Consider the following 18,491-nt stretch of genomic DNA (forward strand, 5'->3'; position numbering starts at 1 on the left):
TGCCGCTTCGTCGCCATGCTGATCCTGTCTTCCATAAGACAAGCCAAACAGGACCGATACCGTTCGCGCTCATTCCCGATGAGGCACCACCACACCCTACGCGCTCAAAAAACGTGAGGCACGTCGGAGTACGGGTGCCCTCAGTTTGCCGTATAGCATTATGCAAACCCCGAAATCTGCCCTCAGTCCGCGATATACCAGCTGTTTTGCGGCTCGCATGCCGGAGCCTGCCTTGAAGCCACCCGTCTGATACCCCTGATTTCACCCGTCGATGGTCACTATGCGGACGCTCTCTACCGCCGCGTAGAACGGCCTGCCGGCCGACCCGCACGCCGCGACACGCCCGGATTGCACTCTGTCGCGATCCGGGCGTACATTATCCACTCGTAAACCACAGACCGTTGGTTGGGGCGCGCGAGCGCTCCCGAAGTTTGGTTCGCCAAGCCAGCGCAGGTTGAGAGATAGTCGCCCGTTCGCGGGCTGCCGTGAAAGCGGCGAATGTTGCTCTGCCTGTGCGCAGGGCTTTTTTATTGCCCGCGAAGCTGGAAGGCGCCCTGCCAAGATCAACGGCCGATCTAGGAAGGAACGCCATGAAGAGGCCCGAAAAGGAAGCGGTGGTCGCTCAGCTTACGGAGCAGTTCCGTAACGCTGACGCTGTCTACCTGACCGAGTACCGCGGGCTTACCGTTCCGCAGGTTTCCGAACTGCGCGAAAAGCTAGGCCGCGATACTTCCTACACTGTGGCTAAGAACACGCTGGCTCGCATCGCCGCCAAGGAAGCGGGCATCGAGGGTCTCGACGAGATCCTCTCCGGCCCGACCGCCATCACCTTCGTGAAGGGCGACTTCATCGAGGCTGCGAAGGTCCTGCGTGACTTTGCCAAGACCAATAAGGCTCTCGTGATCACGGGCGGCTATGCCGATGGCACCGTCTACGACGCCGAGGGCGCTGTCAAGCTGGCGGACATGCTGTCCCGCCCGCAGATGCTCGCCAAGCTCGCCGGCGATCTCAAGGCTACGACGGCCAAGGCCGCGTACCTGTTCAACGCTCTGCCGACCAAGGCCGTGCGTACGATCGACGCGCTGCGCGAAAAGCAGGAGAAGGCAGCCTGAATCCCATGCGGCTCGCCGCATGACTCATTCGGAAAACAATACACATGCAGGCCCGGCCTCTCGGGGTTCGGGTCAGAATGAAAGGAAGCCATCATGGCTAAGTACACCAACGAAGAGCTGCTGGAAGCTTTCGGTGAAATGACCCTCGTCGAGCTCTCCGAGTTCGTCAAGGCCTTCGAGGAGAAGTTCGACGTCGAGGCTGCCGCTCCGGCCGCCGTCGCCGTTGCCGCCGCCCCGGGCGCCGCTGCTGCCGAGGAAGAGGAGCAGACCGAGTTCGACGTCGTCCTGACCGCTGCCGGCGACAAGAAGATCCAGGTCATCAAGGCCGTCAAGGCCATCACCAACGCTGGTCTGGCCGAGGCCAAGGCCATGGTTGACGGCGCTCCGAAGGCCATCCTGGAGAAGGCCAAGAAGGAAGACGCCGAGAAGGCCAAGGCTCAGCTGGAAGAGGCTGGCGCCACCGTCGAGCTGAAGTAATGATCGCGGCCTGAGCCGCTCATTGCAACGCTTTTCGACCCCGTCCCGCGGTTCGCGGGTACGGGGTCGTTTCGTATTCCGTCCCGGTCGTCGCATCGTCCGATGGGTCTGCACACGTCCGTGACGCCGTACGCCGCGGTGCGCCCTTATGCGATGATTATGGACGGAATACGCCGTTCCCGTCGGAAAATCCGGCCTGTTTTCGGCGGAACGTGACACAATTGGGACTGAGTGTGTCCGATGGGCCTCGCGATGGAAAGGAAGGCGGTTCGGTGAGCGACGTACAGCGATCTCGCAAGTGGTTGGTGAGGATCAAGGGGTGCGACCAGGTCAGCGTCCGCCCGACGGAATCCCTGGAGATCGGCCGTAAGCCGATCCGTCCGATCGCCGATACCGGCACGCCCCGTCTCGAGGTGCCCGATCCGACGCGTTCGATGTCGAAGCGTCACGCGGTGCTGTCGGTGGGGGAGCAGGGCGGCGCGTCGGTGCGCGATCTGGATTCCACGAACGGCACGTATCTGGTGCGCGAGGACGGCACGCTGATCCGTCTGCCGGAGGGCGTCGACTTCCCGCTGCCGTCGATCGCGGTTCGCCTGCAGTTCGGCGACGTGCCGGTCGACATGATCGGCGTCGACGATCCCGACCCGCAGCCGAAGCCCGCGCCGGTGGCCGACCTGTTCGACTATGCGCTGGGCGGTCAGTCGAAGGCCGAGCCGGATGCGGCCGACCTGTCCGTCGACGACATCCTCGATCTGCGCGCCGGCGAACCCACGAGCATGTTCAACGCGAGCACCGTGACCAGCCGCGCCGCCGAGCGTCGTCTCGCCGCGCTGCGCAGCTTCCCGCCGATCCGCGACGGGCTGGCCGCGCCGTCGTTCGATGACGCCGACGACGATCCGATCGTCGATTCGATGCCGTTGAAGGTCGGCGGCCCGAAGGACGAGTCGCCGCGTGACCTGTTCGCCGACGCGATGTCGGACTCGGCGGAGGAGCCGGCCGTGATGCGCGCCGGCACCCCGTACCTGCCGCCGGTGCTGCCGTCCGTCTCCGCGACGGCGCAGCCTGCGGCCGTCCAGCCGGAGCACGCCGCCGAACCGTCGTTCGCGGTGTCCGAGCCGGTCATCGCGCCCACGCCGGCCGATGCCGCCGCGTGGGGTGGCACCTCCATCTGGCGTCTGGCGGGCGCTGATACCGCCGCTGAGGCAACCGACGCGCCGGTCGCCGCGGAACCGCCCGTGGCGACCGAACCCGCAGTCGAGGCGCCGGCCGATGAGGCGGCCGAACCCGCATCGGACATGCAGCCGACGGACGACCCGCAGCCGACCGTCGTCGACGAGCAGGGCGACACCCGCACCGTACCGATCGACCGCGCCGATGCGTCCGACCCGGTCGCCGACGGCATCCGCGCCGACTGGAACGATGCCGCCGCCGAGTCCGTCGCGGATGCGGCAGCGCCGGTCGTCGCCGACGTTGCCGCCGAGACGACGTCCGAGCCCGTCGATGCGCCCGCCGACGATGCCGCCGCCGAACCGCAGGATGCGTTCGCCGTGGCCGCGTCGGTCGTCGTCGACCCGTTCTCGATGGACGCCGCGACCGATGCGTCCGTGCCGGAGTCTGCGGATGCGGCCGTCGCCGACACCGCCGCCGCGTTCGCCGACATGCGCGCGTCCGACGGCCCGGCCCCCGACGAGACCGGCACGTACGAGCCCGTCTTCGAACCCGGATCCGTGTTCGAGCGTGTCGCCCGCGGCGGATTCCGCGCGCCCGAACCCACGATCGAAGTCGACGGCATGACCTCCGACGACGCCAAGCGCACCAACGACTACACCGTGCAGTTCGCGATGGCCCGCCATCCGCAGCTGCTGCCGTTCCTCGCGATGAACCCGTCGCTGTACGACGACCTGTACGCATGGCTGGCGGCGCAGGGCAACAGCGACATCGACGCCGCGCTCGCGGCGAACCCCGGCTACCGCGAATACCGTGACATGGTAGGGAAGTGATACGAGGCATGAACGAAAACCCGGCCCAGACCGCCCTCAACCCCAATCTCACCGAGACGAACTCGCTGACCGGCATCCGCGTGTGGCGCGAACGCTACCGTTCCGCCCTGGCACCCTCCCCGCTGGAGGACGTCACGCAGCTGGGCGCCAAGCTCGAACTGACCCACGCCCACCCGTCCGGCATCGCCCAGCTGTTCGCCAGCGGCCACGCGCCCCTCGAGGCGCTGTTCCGCGACAACGGCATGCTGCGCGCCTCGGTGCGCCGCATCGAACGCGTGATGGACGACAAGGCCGCCAAGATGCGCTCCAGCGGCGTGGCCGAACTGTCGCTGGCCGTCGGCGTCGCCGGATGGAACGGCAGCCAGATGCCGGTCCTGCTGTACCCGGTCGACGTGGAGCGCGCCGACCCGTCCGACGACCGCCGCATCACGATCCGCTTCACCGGACGCGTCGACCTCAACACCGCGTTCGTCGCCGCGATGCGCGAGCAGGGCATCACGCTCGACGCGCGCTCGCTGTTCGCCGACCATGCCGACACGGCCGCCGTGTTCAATGCGATCGGCGAGCAGGCCAAGACCGTGTTCCCCGACTTCTCGATCGAACGCCAGCTGGTGCTCGGCTGCTTCGTCGACCCCGCATCGATGATGCTCGACGAAAGCCAGCGCATCATCGACCTGCTCGAGAACGGGCCGAGCGGCAACGACCTGCTCGACGCGGTCGCCGGCTACCAGGACGCGGCCGCCGCGCTCAAGGGCGGCGACATGCCCGAATACAGCCCGTTCGACGCCGACCCGCACACCGAATACGAGATCGGCGACGTCGACAACACCGTGCGCTACGCGGCCAGCCTCGCCGCGTCCGGCCGCAGCGTGTTCGTCGACGGCGCCAAGGACACCGCCGACACCGCCGCCGCGATCGCGTCGCGCTGCGTGATGAGTGGCCGCACCGTGCTGTACGTGCCGTGCGTGGCCGACCAGAAACGCCATTTCGTGCAGACCGTGAAGGCCAACGAGATGGGCGGGCTCCTGCTCGACATCGCCGGCGAGCGCGTCGCCCGGAACATCGACGAGCAGCTGATCGCCGCCGTCGGCTTCCAGCCGGGCGTCGCCACGTCGCGCTTCGACCAGCTGTCCGACGAACTGGTGGGCGTGCGCTCGCGTCTGACCCGTTATCTGGGCGACCTGCACGGCACGAACGAACGCTGGGGCGTGTCCGCCTACCAGACGCTGCAGAATCTGGCGAACATCGCCGCGATGCCGACGCATCCGGCGACCCGCGTGCGTCTGGACCTGCAGACCGCGCACTCGATCGCGGGCTCCATGGACGAGTGGACCGCCAAGCTGCGCCGCGCCGGCGAACTGGGCGAGTTCACCGTCGGCCCCGAGGACACGGTGTGGTTCCACGCCTCGCTCAACAGCGAGGAGGAGGCCGTTGAGGCGTACCAGCATGTCGTGGACCTGCTGCGCAAGGTGCTGCCGGCCACGCGCGAGCAGGTCGCGAGCACCGTGCAGGCGTGCGGCTTCCCGATTCCGAACACGGCTCGCGAATGGGCGCGTCAGGTCACCGTGCTCAAGAACCTGCGCCGCGTGCTCGACGTGTTCCAGCCGGAGATCTTCGAACGCGACATCGCCGCGATGATCGAGGCGAGCAAGCCGAAGGCCGAGCGCAAGTCCGAAGGCACGACGATGGGCTTCTGGGAGCGTCGCCGTCTGGTCAAGGAGGCCCGCAGCCTGCTGCGCGTGGGCGCGCAGGTCGAAAGCCTGCACGAGGCGCTCAAGGTCGTGGCCAAGCAGTCGGACCAGTGGCGCATGCTCGTGCCGCGCGGCGGCTGGCCGGTGCTGCCGCCCAAGCTCGACGACATCATCGTCACGCAGGAGCAGCTCGCCTCGCATATGACGGCGCTCGACGCGGTCCTGGCGTCCACGCCCGACGGCGGCAACATCGACGCGGACGACTTCAACGACGTCGAGGCGCGTCTCAAGGCGCTGTTCGACGACCGCCGCGCGCTCGACACGCTGCCGGAGCGCTACGGGCTGGAACAGGAGTTCCATGCGGCCGGCCTCGACGGTTTCGTCGCCGACCTGCACGCCCGCCGCATCGGCCTCGACGCGATCGAGGGCGAACTGCAGCTGGCGTGGTGGACGACCGTGTTCGAGGACATCGTGCGCTCGTCGGCGATCATCTCCAACCAGGACGGCTCGGCCATGCAGGCCGCGGCCGACCGCTTCGCCCAGGTCGACGTGGAGCATGTGCGTTCGATCGGCGCGATGGTCGCGCAGGAGTCGATGCGCAAGCTCGGCGACCTGCTGTTCTCGCGCACGCAGGAGGCGAACCAGCTGCATACGATGCTCGCCGGCTCCGCGCACGTCCCGTTCGCCCGGGTGCGCCGCGACAGCCCGCAGATCGTCGCCGCGGCCAAGCCGATCCTCATGGCGACGCCGGCGACGCTGGCCGCGCTCACCCCGTCCGAGACGATCGCCGACGTGGCGATCGTGGACGCGGCCGCGCACATGCCGTCGATCGAACTGCTGCCGATCCTGGCCCGCGCGCGCAGCGTCGTCGTGCTGGCCCACCGCGAGACCGTCACCTGCGATGCGCTCAACCGTCTGATCGGCCTGCTGCCGGGCGTCGAGGCGAAGTCCCGTCCGGTGCGCCGCAGCCCGAAGGTCGCCGCGTTCCTCGAAACCCACGGTTACGGCCGCACCCGTCACGATGTGGCGCTCAGCCAGGGTACGGTGCGCTTCCACGCGGTCGAGGGGTCGGGTGTGCCGGTCCTCGCCACCGGTCTGGTCGAATCCAGCCAGCAGGAGGTCGACCGTGTCGTCTCGCTGATCTGCGACCGCGCCGCCGGCTTCACGATCGTGCCGGCCAGCTACACGCTGACGGTCGTCACGCTCACCGAGGCGTTCCGCTCCCGTCTGGGCTCCGAGCTCAAGGCGTTGGCCACCAAGGACGAGGCGATGGGACGCTTCCTGCGCCACGTGCGCATCGTGAACATCACCGAGGTGTGCGGCGCGCAGGCCACGGACGCGATTCTGGCGCTCAGCTACGCGCGCACCACGCACGGCCGTCTGCTGCAGCAGTTCGGTCCGCTCGAGACCGAGAACGGGCAGAACCTGCTGCTCGACGCGCTCGCGCTGCCGGACCGCGATCTGGACATCACCGCCACGTTCGGCTCCGCCGACATGGAGGACGAGCGCATCCACCGTCCCGGTCCGCAGATGCTCAAGACCGTGCTCGCCTGGGCCGAGCAGCTCTCCCAGGGCGACGAGACGCCCGCCAGCGCTCACGACGACGGCCATAACGTGCTGTTCGACGATCTGGCCGAACGCCTGCGCGCCCGCGGTCTGAACGTGGCCGTCGACTACGGCTACGACCGCGGCGAGCGCATCCCGATGGTCGTGGGCGTCAAGGACCGCCCGTACGCGCTGGCCGTGCTCACCGACGATGTGCGCTTCATGGGCACGCAGTCCACGCGCGAACGCCACCGTCTGCTCATGCAGGACCTGTCGTCTCTCGGCTGGTCGGTGATGAGCGTGTGGAGCGTCGCCGCGTTCGTCAACCCCGACAAGGAGGTCGACCATATCGTGGCGCGCGTGAGCGAACTGTACCAGGAGGCGCGATGAGCTACGACGCGTCGCGCCGGACCCCGCGCAAGCACCGCCGAGTCGTCTTCCACGGCACCGAACTGTTCGACGCCGACGGCGTCAAGCTCGAACCGGGCGACCGGATGACCGACCGTCAGCGCTCCGCTGACGACGACAAACGCATCCTGGGCGAGCTGCCCCCGCACTGGGCCGTGTTCAACGACCGCCGCTGAGCGTCGCCGGCCGGTCGGTGACCGTTCGCTGACCAGTCGCTGACCGACTCCCACGCCGCACGGGCGTTCCCCGCTTCCGACCTCCCTCGCCAGAGGGAGGTCGCTCCGTATACGGGCGCTGTTCCGCTTCCGCACGTCGCCTCAGCGCGTGACCGCGACGATGGCGCCGGCCTCCTGCGAGGCCATGACGCGCAGCGCGTCGTCGGCGCTCAGGGCGACGGCGGTGTATTCGCCGTCCGTCCCCATCACGACCGCATGGCCGCTGATCCGACAGGACCGTTCGTCGTCGGTGCATCCGACGGCCGACACGAGTTCGATCTCGTCGCCGGGCAGCAGCGTCCCGCCGTCGCTGGCGAGCCGTATCCCGATGACGGTGTGGCCGGCCGGGACGACGGGGGAGGCCCTGATCATCGTAGGGAAGATCGGCTGGCCGGCCGCGATGTCGATGGCGGCGATCGCAGCCTCGCCGAAGAGGATCCGCCACTCGTCCCACGATCCGACGGCCCCGTCGAGACAGTCGGCCGCCGGGACCTGCACGAGCGCCAGCTGCGCGTCGGCCAATGACTCACCCCGCACGGCGGGCGTGACGGCCACGAGGACCGGTCGGGTCTCGACGGAGGCGAGGACGCATCCGAGCGCGGCCACCACGGCCAGACCGGCGCACAGGACGGCGGAGACGCGACGCATCGTGCGCGCCGCACGCCGTGAACGCAGCGCGTCGGCGCCGCGTCCGGAGGAGCGGCCCCGCCGGCCGTCGGAGCGGTGCGCCTGACCACGTAACACATCGAAAAAATCCGCCATCATGATCGCATGATGGCGGATGGGAAACGGTCGTGACAAGCCGGAACGGGAATTGTGGTCGAAGGCTCGGTTATCCACAACGGTCCGTCCACAATCGGGGCGGACCGGCGGGAATCATCCACAGCCCCGGCGACATGCGGGCGGCGAGACACAGCTGTCGGGAGACGGCTGCCGGGGCTCGGCTACCGAAGCCCGTCCCCTGAACCGCCGGCCGGCGCACCGGGCGCCGCCGCGACGGCCGGAACCGTCACTTGGACGACGTGGAGGCGCCGTCCGTGCGGTAGAAGCCGCTGCCCTTGAACTCGATCGGCGGCGCGGAGTACACCTTGCGCACCTGCTCCTGCGCGCATTCGGGGCAGACGGTGATCGGGTCGTCGCTGAACGACTGCTGCATCGTGAAATCGTATCCGCAGTTGCGGCAACGGTAATGATACGTAGGCAAGTCTCTTCCTCCCACGGGTGACGGTCATGTGCTCAAACGTGCCTTATCCTAATCGCAGCGCCCGAACTTGGCCCCCGCAACGGCCGCATGCCGTCCGTCGCTCCGCCGTCGGCGAACCGCCGCTGCGGGCTGATCGAAACGGGCGTGGGCCGGCCGGTCCGCCGGCCACGCGGACCGCCGTCACATCGCCCCCGCGCCCGCATCGTCGTGCGGCATTGCGCACGGTTGCTCCAGGATGTCGGAATATTGTGCAAAACCGGCCGACACGCCTCGGAACATGGACGGCTTTTGTGCCCTCCCTCTCCTATTCTTATGGGCATGGGTTACGATTCACTGAGCGCAGTGGTGGTGCTCGTGATCGTCGTGATCATCATGGCCGGCTGGCTGCCTGTGCGGACGGCAAGGGGCATGAGGAAAGTGGCGGAGCACCGCGAAGACAAGTACTCGCCGTCGCTGCATCTTGTCGGGATGGACGATGGCACACGGTTCTCCGACACGCACACGCCGCAGGCGAAAGGGATTATTATGCAGGCTGACCGCACGCGAGATGCGAAGTACACACCGGAGCGCATCGCCCGCGTACGCGCGTTGCGTCACGCCGCGATCCGTCGCCGCCGCATCATCGTCGTCGCGCTGCTGGCCTGCACCGTCGTCGTGCTCGCCCTGTCGTTCCCGCTGCATGTCAGCCCGCTGTTCGCGCTGATTCCCGCCGCGCTGACCGCGCTCGTGCTCGCGCTGGGCGCGCGCGCCGCCGCGCAGGCCCGCGAATGGGAGCGCCGCGTCGCCTCGTCGACCCGCAGGATCCGCGCCGCCGAGCGCGCCCGCCGGCAGGCCGCCGCATCCCATTCGTCGATCGACGCGACGCCGGTTCCGGTCCATTCCGCCGCGAACGACGCCGACGCCGATCCCTCCACCGACGTGATGGAGCAACGCGAGATCCGCCGCGTGCTGCGTCAGGCGCGCGAGGAGCAGATGCGCGCCCTCGCCCTGCGCGAGGCGCAGAAGGCCGAGGAGTCGGCCCGCGTCGCCGCAGCGGCCGCGGCGCTCGCCCAATCCGTCCAGTCATCCGCCCAGTACGTGCCGTCCGGCTCGATGCCGGCCGCCGCGCCCGCGGACATGGACGTGCAGTCCGTCCCGTACGCGCCGTCGTCCGACGCCCAGCCGGTCGTTGCACCGGCGATGGCTGCCGCCTCGCAGCCCGTCGATGCGACGTCCGCAGCGGCCGCCGCGATGCCGGCCGCCCCGATCCCGGCCGTCGTCGAAGCGTCCGACGCGACCGACGAACTCGAGTCGGTCACCAAGGCGCGCGCGCTCGACGCGTTCGATCTGGCCGCGTCGCAGGACCTCATCTCGTTCTCGCTGGGCGAGGCGCGCAACGGCGTCGACATGCCGGCGCACGATCCGGAAAGCCGCGAGATCCGCTCGCAGCGCCAGGTCGCCAAGGCCGTGCCCGCCGACCCGGCCGACGTCGCCGATGCGGCCGTGCGCGCCGCCGCGGACGTCGTCGACGCGGCGATCGACGCCGCCGTCGCCGACGGTTCCGCCGACCCCGCCTTGGCCGCCGCATCCGCCGACGCCGCCGTCGCGAACGCCGCCGACGGCGTGGACGGCTCCTCGTCCGACGACGCCGGTTTCGTCGCGATGCCCGACACCGAGGCCGCGGCCCGCCGTGTCAGCGAGATCGCCGCGTTCCACGACGCCGAGGAGAGCCGCGACGTCGACGCGCCCGACGCGACCGAGGAGTCGCTGGGCGTCGGCCTCGAATCGATCCTGGCCCGCCGTTCCGCCTGATCTGCGGCATTCGATCGTCAACGCCCGTGCATTCCGCGCGGGCGTTTGTCGTACCGCCCGGCAGGCGCATTCGCGGCCGTGACCGTAGCGGTTCCCGTAAGCGCGCATCAACCGTTCCCGCAGTCGTTCGCGGGCGGCCGATTTCGCTCCCAGCGTTAGCACTCGAGTTGGCAGAGTGCTAAAAACCGCGCTACGATATCCCCTAGCGCAAAGAGATGTCGCCGAAGATGATCGTCAGCCTCTCCCGTGGCATCTTGGCGCGGCAATATTGGATTTCTCAAGGATATGAGGTGACCTACAGTGTCGATTAAGCTCAAGCCGTTGGAGGACAAGATCATCGTCAAGCAGGCCGAGGCCGAGACCCAGACCGCTTCCGGTCTGTTCATCCCGGACAACGCCAAGGAGAAGCCGCAGCAGGGCGAGGTCCTGGCCGTGGGCCCGGGCCGCCGCGACGACAAGGGCGAGCGCATTCCGATGGACGTCCAGGTCGGCGACAAGGTGCTGTACTCCAAGTACGGCGGCACCGAGGTCCGCTACGAGGGCGAGGACTACCTGATCGTCGCCGCCCGCGACATCCTGGCCATCCTCGGCTGATTGCGGCCCGTCCGGCCGGGCGTGGGCGCCGTCGTCCCGTCCGCCGCGACCATACCGTCACGAAACCCGTCGACCATGTCGGCGGGTTTCGTCGTATTCCGGCACGTCGACTCCCGTCGGCGGGGCCCTGCGTATCCGGCGGTCGTTCCTCCGCTCCGCGACAGTGATGGTGGTGGGACGAGAGAGAGGACGTTCTGGTCACGGCCACGGTGCGTTCGGCGGCGGCGACACGCCGTCGGGTAGGTCGACGGGCCTGTTTTCCGGTGCCGAAAGGCCGGAAACCGGGGTGGAACGGCCTGTTCCGCCGTCGAGGTGAAAATCGGCTGATATCCCAATGATTCCAACGGTTTTCGGCCGGTTTGGGCGTGCGCGACACGCCGAGATTTGCATAGGTCACCCAGTCGTGGCAATATATCACCCGTTGCCGAAACGCGGCCCCGGTCGCTTGAGGGAACACGGCGGATTTCCCAAGCGGTCAAAGGGACCTGACTGTAAATCAGGCGCTTCGTGCTTCAGTGGTTCGAATCCACTATCCGCCACGCCTCGGTAGCTCAGTGGTAGAGCACTTCCTTGGTAAGGAAGAGGTCGTGAGTCCGATTCTCACCCGAGGCTCTCATGGCGGGATAGCTCAGCTGGCTAGAGCGTACGACTCATAATCGTAAGGTCAAGAGTTCGAGTCTCTTTCTCGCTACAAAGACCGGTAGGGTGCCGGTGATTATACGAACACAAGAGGTGAACCAAGATGGCAAGCAAGAGCGCCGACATTCGTCCGGGCATCACGCTCGCATGCACCGAGTGCAAGGAGCGTAACTACATCACGACGAAGAACCGCCGCAACACGCCGGATCGTCTTGAGCTGAAGAAGTTCTGCTCCCGCTGCGGCAAGCAGACCACTCACCGCGAGACCCGCTAAGTCTAAGCTTCACAACCCGACCGAAACCGGTCGGGTTTTTCGTATTCCCGCATGTCCTCTCCGCCCATGACCTCTTCCGCCTGGGCTACGATAAGCCCCATGACGAATTTTGCGGACATCACCACCATCGGCGTCGGCGGACCGATCGCCACGTTCATCGAACCCACCACGCGCGTCGGCGTCATCGAAGCCGTCGAGGATGCGGACGCGAAGGGACTGCCCCTGTGCGTCGTCGGCGGCGGATCGAACATGCTGGTCGCCGACGCGCCGTTCGACGGCGTCGTCGTGCGCGACGCGCGCCGCGCCATCACCGTGCCCGACGAGGCCGCGCCGGTCGAAGACGGCGAGCGCATCGTGCACGTCAACGCCGAAGCCGGCTGCAACTGGGACGATTTCGTCGTGTTCGCCGTCGAACTCGGCCTGGAGGGCGTCGAGGGACTGTCCGGCATCCCCGGCACGGTCGGCGCGTCGGTCGTGCAGAACATCGGCGCGTACGGCCAGGAGGTCGCCTCGTCGGTCGAATCGGTCGAGGTGTGGGACCGCCGCGACAAGCGCACGCTCGACATCCCCGCCGCCGACATGGGCTTCGGCTACCGCGCCAGCATGCTCAAGTCGAGCATGTACGCGGCGCCGGCCACGCCCGCCGACCGGTTCTTCCCGACGCCGCGCTACGTGGTCCTGTCGGTCACGTTCGCGCTGCGCCACAGCGAGACCGGCACGGTCGGCTACGGCCAGCTCGCGTCCGCGCTCGGCGTCGAGGTCGGCGACCGCATGGCCACGCGCGACATCCGCAACGCGGTCCTCAAGGTGCGCGCCGCGAAGGGCATGCTGGAGGACGCTACCCGATACGCCGCCCCCGCGATGGCCGGCACCAAGCGCGACGACCAGGTCGCGCTCGCCGTCGCCGCCCAGCGGGCGCAGGCGGCCGCGTCGCCCGCTCCCGCCGACGACGCCGCTGCCGGTGCGGTCGCCAACCGGCCGTTCGCCGACCGCCACAGCTGCGGCAGCTTCTTCATGAACCCGGTCCTCACCGCCGAGCAGGCGGAACGACTCCCGCAGGACGCGCCGCGCTTCGCCGCGACGCTGCCCGACGGCACGCCGGGCGTCAAGACGTCCGCAGCCTGGCTGATCGACCACGCCGGCTTCCACAAGGGCTTCCGCATCGCCGACGACGCGCCCGCCGGCCTGTCGTCGATGCACACGCTCGCCCTGACCAACCGCGGGGGAGCGACGGCGGCCGACGTGGCCGCGCTCGCCCGCCGCGTGCAGGACGGCGTCGAGGCGGCGTACGGCGTGCGGCTCGTCCCCGAGCCGGTCGTCGTCGGCCTCGACCTGCGCTGACGCCAGTCATCCCGCCCATCCGTCCGGTCCCCAGATGAGACGCGCCGGGCGGATGTAACGCGCAGCGCCTAAGCTCGTCAACGACAACGGCCACCCCGCCGGCGCGACCGACGCGCGCCGGCGCATCACCGAGGAGAGAAGGCGAGCCTATGGCCATGCACGTTTTCCGGACCAAATCAGTCGAACAGACGCTGGCGGAGACCGGCGAGGAGGGGCGTACCCTCAAACGCAACCTGACGTGGTGGGATCTGTCCATCATGGGCGTGGCGGTCGCCGTGGGCGCCGGCATCTTCTCGGTCGGCGCGCAGGCCGCCGCGTTCCACGCCGGCCCGGCCGTCATCATCAGCTTCCTGATCGCGGGCGTCGTGTGCGGCGCGGCGGTCATGTGCTACGCGGAGTTCGCGTCGATGATCCCCGTCGCCGGCTCCGCGTACACGTTCACGTACACGACGGTCGGCGAGATCGTCGCGTGGATCATCGGCTGGGATCTGATCCTGGAGATGCTCATGGCCGGCTCGGTCATCTCGAAATACTGGGGCGTCTACCTCAATGAGTTCATGCGGCTCATGGGCTGGGGCGTGAACTCGAACATCACGGTGGGCCCGCTCAACATCGACGTGGCGCCGATCGTCATCGTCGCGTTCTTCACCACGCTGCTCGTGTTCGGCACCAAGATCGGCGCGCGCGTCGACGGCGCGATGACCGTCCTCAAGATCGCGATCGTGCTGTTCGTCGTGGTCGTCGGATTCTTCTACGTCAAGGCGTCGAACTTCACGCCGTTCATCCCGCCGGCCGAACCCGCGTCCGCGGTCGAGGGCAGCGCCGTCGCCGGCGACGTGCTCAACCAGCCGCTGTGGCAGTGGGCCACCGGCATGACCCCCAGCGTGTACGGCGTGCCGGGCATCCTGTCGGGCGCCGCGCTCGTGTTCTTCGCGTTCCTCGGCTTCGACGTCGTCGCCACCGCCTCCGAGGAGACCATCGACCCCAAGCGCAACGTGCCGCTGGGCATCGGCTTCGGCATGGGCCTCATCGTCGTCATGTACACGCTCGTCGCGATCGTCACCACCGGCATGGTCTCCTACAAGGACCTCGCCAAGCAGTCCAGCCCGTCGCTGGCCACCGCGTTCGAACTCGTCGGCGCCGACTGGGCCGCCAAGATCATCAGCTTCGGCATCGTGCTGGGCCTGGCCACCGTCGTCATGGTGCTGCTGCTCGGCCTGACCCGCGTCGTGTTCGCGATGAGCCGCGACGGCCTCCTGCCGCGCGGCCTGAGCCGCACCGGCAAGCACGGCACGCCCGCCGGCCTCCAGATCGGCGTGGGCCTGATCGTCGCCCTCGTCGCCGCCTGCTTCGACATCGGCGTCCTCAGCGACATGGTGAACATCGGCACCCTGTCCGCGTTCACGCTCGTCGCGATCTCCGTGCCGATCATGCGCCGCAAGCGCCCCGAACTGCCGCGCGCGTTCAAGATGCCCGGCAACCCGTGGATCCCGCTGCTCATCGCCGCCGCGAACCTGTGGCTCATGCTCAACCTGTCCGTCCTCACCTGGCTGCGCTTCGTCGTGTGGCTCGTCGTCGGCTTCGCCGTCTACTTCGGCTACGGCTACCGCCACGCACGCCTCGGCACCGGCGAACTCGGCTGACGGCCGCCGCCGGACCGACGGTCGCACCCGGCCGCACCCGGCCGCATCGACCTCCGCGAGTCCCGCCGCAGACCGCCGCCGGCACCCCGCCGGAACGGCCGTCGGCGTCCCCGCGCGCGCGTACTCTGGTACGAGCATCATAAGGAGGTTTCCATGCCATACGTCATCGCCCAGCCCTGCGTGGACGTCAGGGACAAGGCCTGCGTGGACGAGTGCCCGGTCGACTGCATCTACGAGGGCTCCCGTTCGCTCTACATCAACCCGAACGAGTGCGTCGACTGCGGCGCATGCGAGCCCGTGTGCCCCACCGAGGCGATCTTCTACGAGGACGACCTGCCCGACGAGTGGGCCTGGTACAAGGACGCCGCCGTCAGCTTCTTCGCCGAAGTCGGCGACCTGGGCGGCGCATCCGCCAACGGCCCGATCGGCAAGGACCCCGAACAGGTCGCGGCACTGCCCCCGCAGAACGCCTGACCGACCGTTCACCGGCCGTCGCCTCGCGCGGCGGCCTTTTTCATACGCGTTCCACACGCCGAACATCACCACCCGCCCCGCAACCGGGGCCGACAGAAGGGGAACCGCATGGGATTCCACGCATTCGCATCACCGTACGACTGGTCGCGCATCGCCCCCTACAAGCGCACCGCCAAAGCCGCGTTCGGCGGCATGATCGACCTGTCCGTCGGCTCGCCCGTCGACCCCGTCCCCGCAAGCGTGCGCGAGGCGCTCGCGTCCGCCGCCGACGACCCCAACGCGTACGGCTATCCGGCGACCGCCGGCACCGCCGACCTGCGCGCCGCCATCGGCGAATGGTTCCGCGAGCGCCGCGGCGTCGACCTCGACGCGCTGGGCGCGGGCGTCGTGCCGACGGTCGGTTCCAAGGAGGCGGTCGCGCTGATGGCGTCGCTGCTGCATCTGGGGGAGGGGGATGTGGTCGTCCAGCCGGCCGTCTCCTATCCGACGTATGAGATCGGCACGCAGCTGGCGGGTGCGACGGTCGCGAAGGTCGACGACGTGGCCGATGTGGATTCGTGGGCGTCGATTCCGGGCGTGAAGGCCGTGTGGGTGAATTCGCCGTGCAATCCGACCGGTGTGACGCTGCCGGCGGACGCGATGGCGGCGATCGTGGCGGCTGCGCGTCGCATCGGCGCGGTCGTGCTGTCCGACGAATGCTATGCGCTGATGACGTGGGATGCCCCGGCGGCCGGCGGCGACGGGTGGCCGGCGGCGGCGCCGTGCGCGCTTGACCCGGCCGTGTGCGCCGGCAGCGCCGACGGCGTGCTGGTCCTGTATTCGCTGAGCAAGCAGTCGAACATGGCGGGCTATCGCACCGCGTTCATCGCCGGCGACCGTGCGCTCGTGGCGGAGATGACCGACTACCGCAAGCAGATCGGCCAGATCATCCCCGGCCCGGTGCAGGCCGCGATGGCCGCCGGATTGCGCGACTCGGCCGCGACCGACGCGCAGCATGCGCGCTACCGTGAGCGTCTGGGCTTGCTGGTGGGTGCGCTGCGCGCCTACGGCTATGCGACGAACATGCCCGACGGTGCACTGTACGTGTGGGTGAAGGCCAAGTCGGGCGACTGCTGGCGCGACATGGCCGATCTGGCGCGCATCGGCATCATCGCCAGCCCGGGCGAGTTCTACGGCGCCCCCGGCTACCTGCGCTTCTCCGCGACCGCGTCCGACGCCGCGATCGCCGACGCCGCCGAACGTCTCGCCCGCTGATTCCTTCCGGAGCTTAAACGCCGAAGCTGGCGGCTGAGTCGCCGTATTTGCGGCGGATCGCGTCCAGCGCCTGTTCGGCGTCCCGCATGCGCCGCGGCGGGGTCGGCTGCGTTGCAACCATGTCGTGTGCGGTCGTGTGGCCGTTATCGCTGTTGCCGTGTGGCTTCCCCGCTCCGGCGTCGTCGCATTCGGCGAGCAGGTCGTCGATGGTCGGCTGGATGACGAGACCCGCGGTCTCGGCCAGGCCGCTCGCGCTGACGCCGGCGAGCCGTATCTCGCGCGGCAGCGACGTGCGCTCCGGTGCGCCGTCGCCGACGTCGAGCATCATGCGCAGCAGGGCGACGGCCTGCGGGTACAGGACGCCCGCCGTGTCCGTCGGACGTTCCATCGTATGTGATTTCGTCGCGTACCGCAGGTCCGCGAACCGCAGTTTGACGGTCAGCGTGCGCGCCGACAGGCCGCGGCGGCGCAGCGTGGCCGCGACCTCGTCGCAGCAGCGTCGCAGCAGGTCGCATACGCGGCGCATGTCGCGCGTATCCTCGTCGAACGTGCGTTCCGCGCCGACGGATTTCTCCGGCGTGACCGGCGTGACCGGCCGCGGATCCTCGCCGCGTGCCGCCAGATACAGGCCGTGCGCGGTCTTCGCCGACCCGCAGGCGCGCGCCAGCGTCGGCTCGTCCAACGCGGCCAGGTCGGCGACGGACGACACGCCCCACTGCGCGAGCCGTCGGCCGAGCGCCGGACCGACGCCGGGAATCGCACGCAACGGCATGATCTGCACGAAATCGGCGTGACGGTCGCGGGGGATGAGCAGCATGCCGTCGGGTTTCGCGTTCGTCGACGCCATCTTGGCGACGAGCTTGTTCGCGGCGACGCCGACCGAACAGGTCACGCCGAAGCGGGCGCGCACCTCGTCGCGGATCCACGCGCCGATCGCGGTGGGCCGCCGCCATGCGAGGAGCGCGCCGGCGACGTCCATGTAGCATTCGTCGACCGACACCTGTTCGATGCGGTCGGTGACGTGCGAGAACACCTGGTCGAAGATCGCGCGCGACGTGGTCCGATAGTAGGCCATGTCGACGGGCAGGAAGACGCCGTCGGGGCAGAGTCGGCGGGCCGTGGCCGACGCCATGGCCGAGTTGACGCCGTAGGCGCGCGCCTCGTAGCTGGCCGCGGACACGACGGAACGTGGACCGGTGCCGATGATGACGGGTCTGCCCCTGAGTTCCGGATGGCGGGCGATCTCCAGCGACGCGTAGAACGCGTCCATGTCGATGTGCAGCACCGTGCAGCCGGTCTCGTCGTGCCCCCAATCGCGTTTCGCGGCGGCCAGTCTCGGTGCGGTGCTCATGCGCCCATCCTACCCGTCGGCTAGAACATCTGTTCGACTGCGGTCGGCGGTCATGCCGGAGATCGTGGTGAACGGGGCGGTGAAATCGTGTACCCCATTACGTCCCCCATAAAACTGGATTCGCCATGCGCCCCGGCGCGTCTCTACGCCGATTACCGGATTCACCGTGGCCGCACGGTTCAAGGTTGCGGGGCGCGACGCCCGATCGGATGCCGCGCCCGTTTATGACCGCTACACGAGCATCCGCAGCAGCTGGTAGAGCTGCCACAGGCTACGCACGTTGAAGTGCGTGCCGTCCACCGTGGCCGTGGCCTCGTGGTCGCCCAGATGGACGATCACCGTGCGTCCGTTCACCGAGGTGCCTCATTTGAAAATGAGCGCGTAATCCGGAGTGGTGCCTCACCTGTGGTGAGCGTGAAATCCTAGTCCGCGTCGGCTTGTGGGGTTTCGTCGTCTTCCGGTTCGACGCCCGCGATCC

At 68.7% G+C, this 18,491-nt stretch carries 16 protein-coding genes and 3 tRNA genes; 15 read left to right on the forward strand and 4 right to left on the reverse strand.

Annotated elements, in window-relative coordinates:
* Positions 1 to 590 precede the first annotated feature (590 nt).
* From rplJ to D2E24_RS09960, 5 genes are all read left to right on the forward strand, one after another.
* Positions 591 to 1,112 (forward strand): 50S ribosomal protein L10, encoded by a 522-nt coding sequence (gene rplJ, locus D2E24_RS09940; protein ID WP_125969170.1) that lies wholly within the window; start codon positions 591 to 593, stop codon positions 1,110 to 1,112.
* Positions 1,113 to 1,205: 93 nt separating this feature from the next.
* Complete coding sequence (rplL, locus tag D2E24_RS09945; protein WP_125969171.1) at positions 1,206 to 1,589, forward strand: 50S ribosomal protein L7/L12; 384 nt, start codon at positions 1,206 to 1,208, stop codon at positions 1,587 to 1,589.
* Positions 1,590 to 1,861: 272 nt separating this feature from the next.
* Positions 1,862 to 3,589 carry a variant leucine-rich repeat-containing protein gene (locus tag D2E24_RS09950; protein WP_241222966.1) on the forward strand — a complete coding sequence of 576 codons (1,728 nt, stop codon included), beginning with the start codon at positions 1,862 to 1,864 and terminating at the stop codon, positions 3,587 to 3,589.
* 8 nt (positions 3,590 to 3,597) lie between these two features.
* Positions 3,598 to 7,215 (forward strand): helicase, encoded by a 3,618-nt coding sequence (locus D2E24_RS09955; protein WP_125969172.1) that lies wholly within the window; start codon positions 3,598 to 3,600, stop codon positions 7,213 to 7,215.
* On the forward strand, positions 7,212 to 7,409 hold the full coding sequence (locus tag D2E24_RS09960; RefSeq protein ID WP_125969173.1) for a hypothetical protein: 198 nt from the start codon (positions 7,212 to 7,214) through the stop codon (positions 7,407 to 7,409). The genes D2E24_RS09955 and D2E24_RS09960 overlap by 4 nt, the downstream gene beginning before the upstream one ends.
* Positions 7,410 to 7,550: 141 nt before the next feature.
* On the opposite strand, the gene D2E24_RS09965 is transcribed toward D2E24_RS09960, so the two are convergent.
* Together D2E24_RS09965 and D2E24_RS09970 are read right to left on the reverse strand one after the other, a co-directional pair.
* Positions 7,551 to 8,213: an SAF domain-containing protein gene (locus tag D2E24_RS09965; protein WP_125969174.1), complete on the reverse strand. Its 663-nt coding sequence runs from the start codon at positions 8,211 to 8,213 to the stop codon at positions 7,551 to 7,553.
* A gap of 244 nt (positions 8,214 to 8,457) precedes the next feature.
* Positions 8,458 to 8,652: an FmdB family zinc ribbon protein gene (locus tag D2E24_RS09970; protein ID WP_125969175.1), complete on the reverse strand. Its 195-nt coding sequence runs from the start codon at positions 8,650 to 8,652 to the stop codon at positions 8,458 to 8,460.
* 318 nt (positions 8,653 to 8,970) lie between these two features.
* Between D2E24_RS09970 and D2E24_RS09975 the strand changes: the two genes are divergently transcribed.
* From D2E24_RS09975 to dapC, 10 genes are all read left to right on the forward strand, one after another.
* Positions 8,971 to 10,443, forward strand: a complete 1,473-nt coding sequence (locus D2E24_RS09975) for a hypothetical protein (protein WP_125969176.1) — start codon at positions 8,971 to 8,973, stop codon at positions 10,441 to 10,443.
* Between the two features lie 300 nt (positions 10,444 to 10,743).
* On the forward strand, positions 10,744 to 11,037 hold the full coding sequence (gene groES / locus D2E24_RS09980; RefSeq protein ID WP_125969177.1) for a co-chaperone GroES: 294 nt from the start codon (positions 10,744 to 10,746) through the stop codon (positions 11,035 to 11,037).
* Between the two features lie 457 nt (positions 11,038 to 11,494).
* Positions 11,495 to 11,576: transfer RNA gene (locus D2E24_RS09985), tRNA-Tyr, on the forward strand.
* Position 11,577: 1 nt separating this feature from the next.
* Positions 11,578 to 11,649, forward strand: a tRNA-Thr gene (locus D2E24_RS09990).
* Between the two features lie 5 nt (positions 11,650 to 11,654).
* Positions 11,655 to 11,728, forward strand: a tRNA-Met gene (locus tag D2E24_RS09995).
* 51 nt (positions 11,729 to 11,779) lie between these two features.
* A complete protein-coding gene (rpmG, locus tag D2E24_RS10000) occupies positions 11,780 to 11,950 on the forward strand; it encodes a 50S ribosomal protein L33 (RefSeq protein WP_125969178.1) in 171 nt (56 codons plus the stop codon).
* A gap of 99 nt (positions 11,951 to 12,049) precedes the next feature.
* The gene (locus D2E24_RS10005; RefSeq protein WP_125969179.1) at positions 12,050 to 13,291 is read left to right on the forward strand and encodes an FAD-binding protein; all 1,242 of its coding nucleotides are present in this window, start codon (positions 12,050 to 12,052) and stop codon (positions 13,289 to 13,291) included.
* 155 nt (positions 13,292 to 13,446) lie between these two features.
* Entirely contained in the window at positions 13,447 to 14,934 is a 1,488-nt protein-coding gene (locus tag D2E24_RS10010) for an amino acid permease (RefSeq protein WP_125969184.1), read from the forward strand.
* A gap of 153 nt (positions 14,935 to 15,087) precedes the next feature.
* Positions 15,088 to 15,408, forward strand: a complete 321-nt coding sequence (gene fdxA / locus D2E24_RS10015; protein ID WP_125969180.1) for a ferredoxin — start codon at positions 15,088 to 15,090, stop codon at positions 15,406 to 15,408.
* 108 nt (positions 15,409 to 15,516) lie between these two features.
* On the forward strand, positions 15,517 to 16,662 hold the full coding sequence (dapC, locus tag D2E24_RS10020) for a succinyldiaminopimelate transaminase (protein WP_125969181.1): 1,146 nt from the start codon (positions 15,517 to 15,519) through the stop codon (positions 16,660 to 16,662).
* Between the two features lie 13 nt (positions 16,663 to 16,675).
* Here the strand turns inward: dapC and dinB are convergent, their stop codons facing one another.
* The gene (gene dinB, locus D2E24_RS10025) at positions 16,676 to 18,013 is read right to left on the reverse strand and encodes a DNA polymerase IV (protein WP_125969182.1); all 1,338 of its coding nucleotides are present in this window, start codon (positions 18,011 to 18,013) and stop codon (positions 16,676 to 16,678) included.
* 231 nt (positions 18,014 to 18,244) lie between these two features.
* On the reverse strand, positions 18,245 to 18,367 hold the full coding sequence (locus D2E24_RS10740; RefSeq protein ID WP_277594916.1) for a hypothetical protein: 123 nt from the start codon (positions 18,365 to 18,367) through the stop codon (positions 18,245 to 18,247).
* Positions 18,368 to 18,491 lie beyond the last annotated feature (124 nt).

Source organism: Bifidobacterium samirii, from assembly GCF_003952945.1.
In the GTDB taxonomy this organism is placed as follows: domain Bacteria; phylum Actinomycetota; class Actinomycetes; order Actinomycetales; family Bifidobacteriaceae; genus Bifidobacterium; species Bifidobacterium samirii.

Excerpts from the sequence above, each read along its gene's own strand:
- dinB (WP_125969182.1), bottom strand. The coding sequence starts at position 18,013 with ATGAGCACCGCACCGAGACTGGCCGCCGCGAAACGCGATTGGGGGCAC.
- D2E24_RS10010 (WP_125969184.1), top strand. The coding sequence starts at position 13,447 with ATGCACGTTTTCCGGACCAAATCAGTCGAACAGACGCTGGCGGAGACC.
- fdxA (WP_125969180.1), top strand. The coding sequence starts at position 15,088 with ATGCCATACGTCATCGCCCAGCCCTGCGTGGACGTCAGGGACAAGGCC.
- D2E24_RS09955 (WP_125969172.1), top strand. The coding sequence starts at position 3,598 with ATGAACGAAAACCCGGCCCAGACCGCCCTCAACCCCAATCTCACCGAG.
- D2E24_RS09975 (WP_125969176.1), top strand. The coding sequence starts at position 8,971 with ATGGGTTACGATTCACTGAGCGCAGTGGTGGTGCTCGTGATCGTCGTG.
- D2E24_RS09965 (WP_125969174.1), bottom strand. The coding sequence starts at position 8,213 with ATGATGGCGGATTTTTTCGATGTGTTACGTGGTCAGGCGCACCGCTCC.
- rplJ (WP_125969170.1), top strand. The coding sequence starts at position 591 with ATGAAGAGGCCCGAAAAGGAAGCGGTGGTCGCTCAGCTTACGGAGCAG.
- rpmG (WP_125969178.1), top strand. The coding sequence starts at position 11,780 with ATGGCAAGCAAGAGCGCCGACATTCGTCCGGGCATCACGCTCGCATGC.
- D2E24_RS09960 (WP_125969173.1), top strand. The coding sequence starts at position 7,212 with ATGAGCTACGACGCGTCGCGCCGGACCCCGCGCAAGCACCGCCGAGTC.
- D2E24_RS10005 (WP_125969179.1), top strand. The coding sequence starts at position 12,050 with ATGACGAATTTTGCGGACATCACCACCATCGGCGTCGGCGGACCGATC.
- rplL (WP_125969171.1), top strand. The coding sequence starts at position 1,206 with ATGGCTAAGTACACCAACGAAGAGCTGCTGGAAGCTTTCGGTGAAATG.
- dapC (WP_125969181.1), top strand. The coding sequence starts at position 15,517 with ATGGGATTCCACGCATTCGCATCACCGTACGACTGGTCGCGCATCGCC.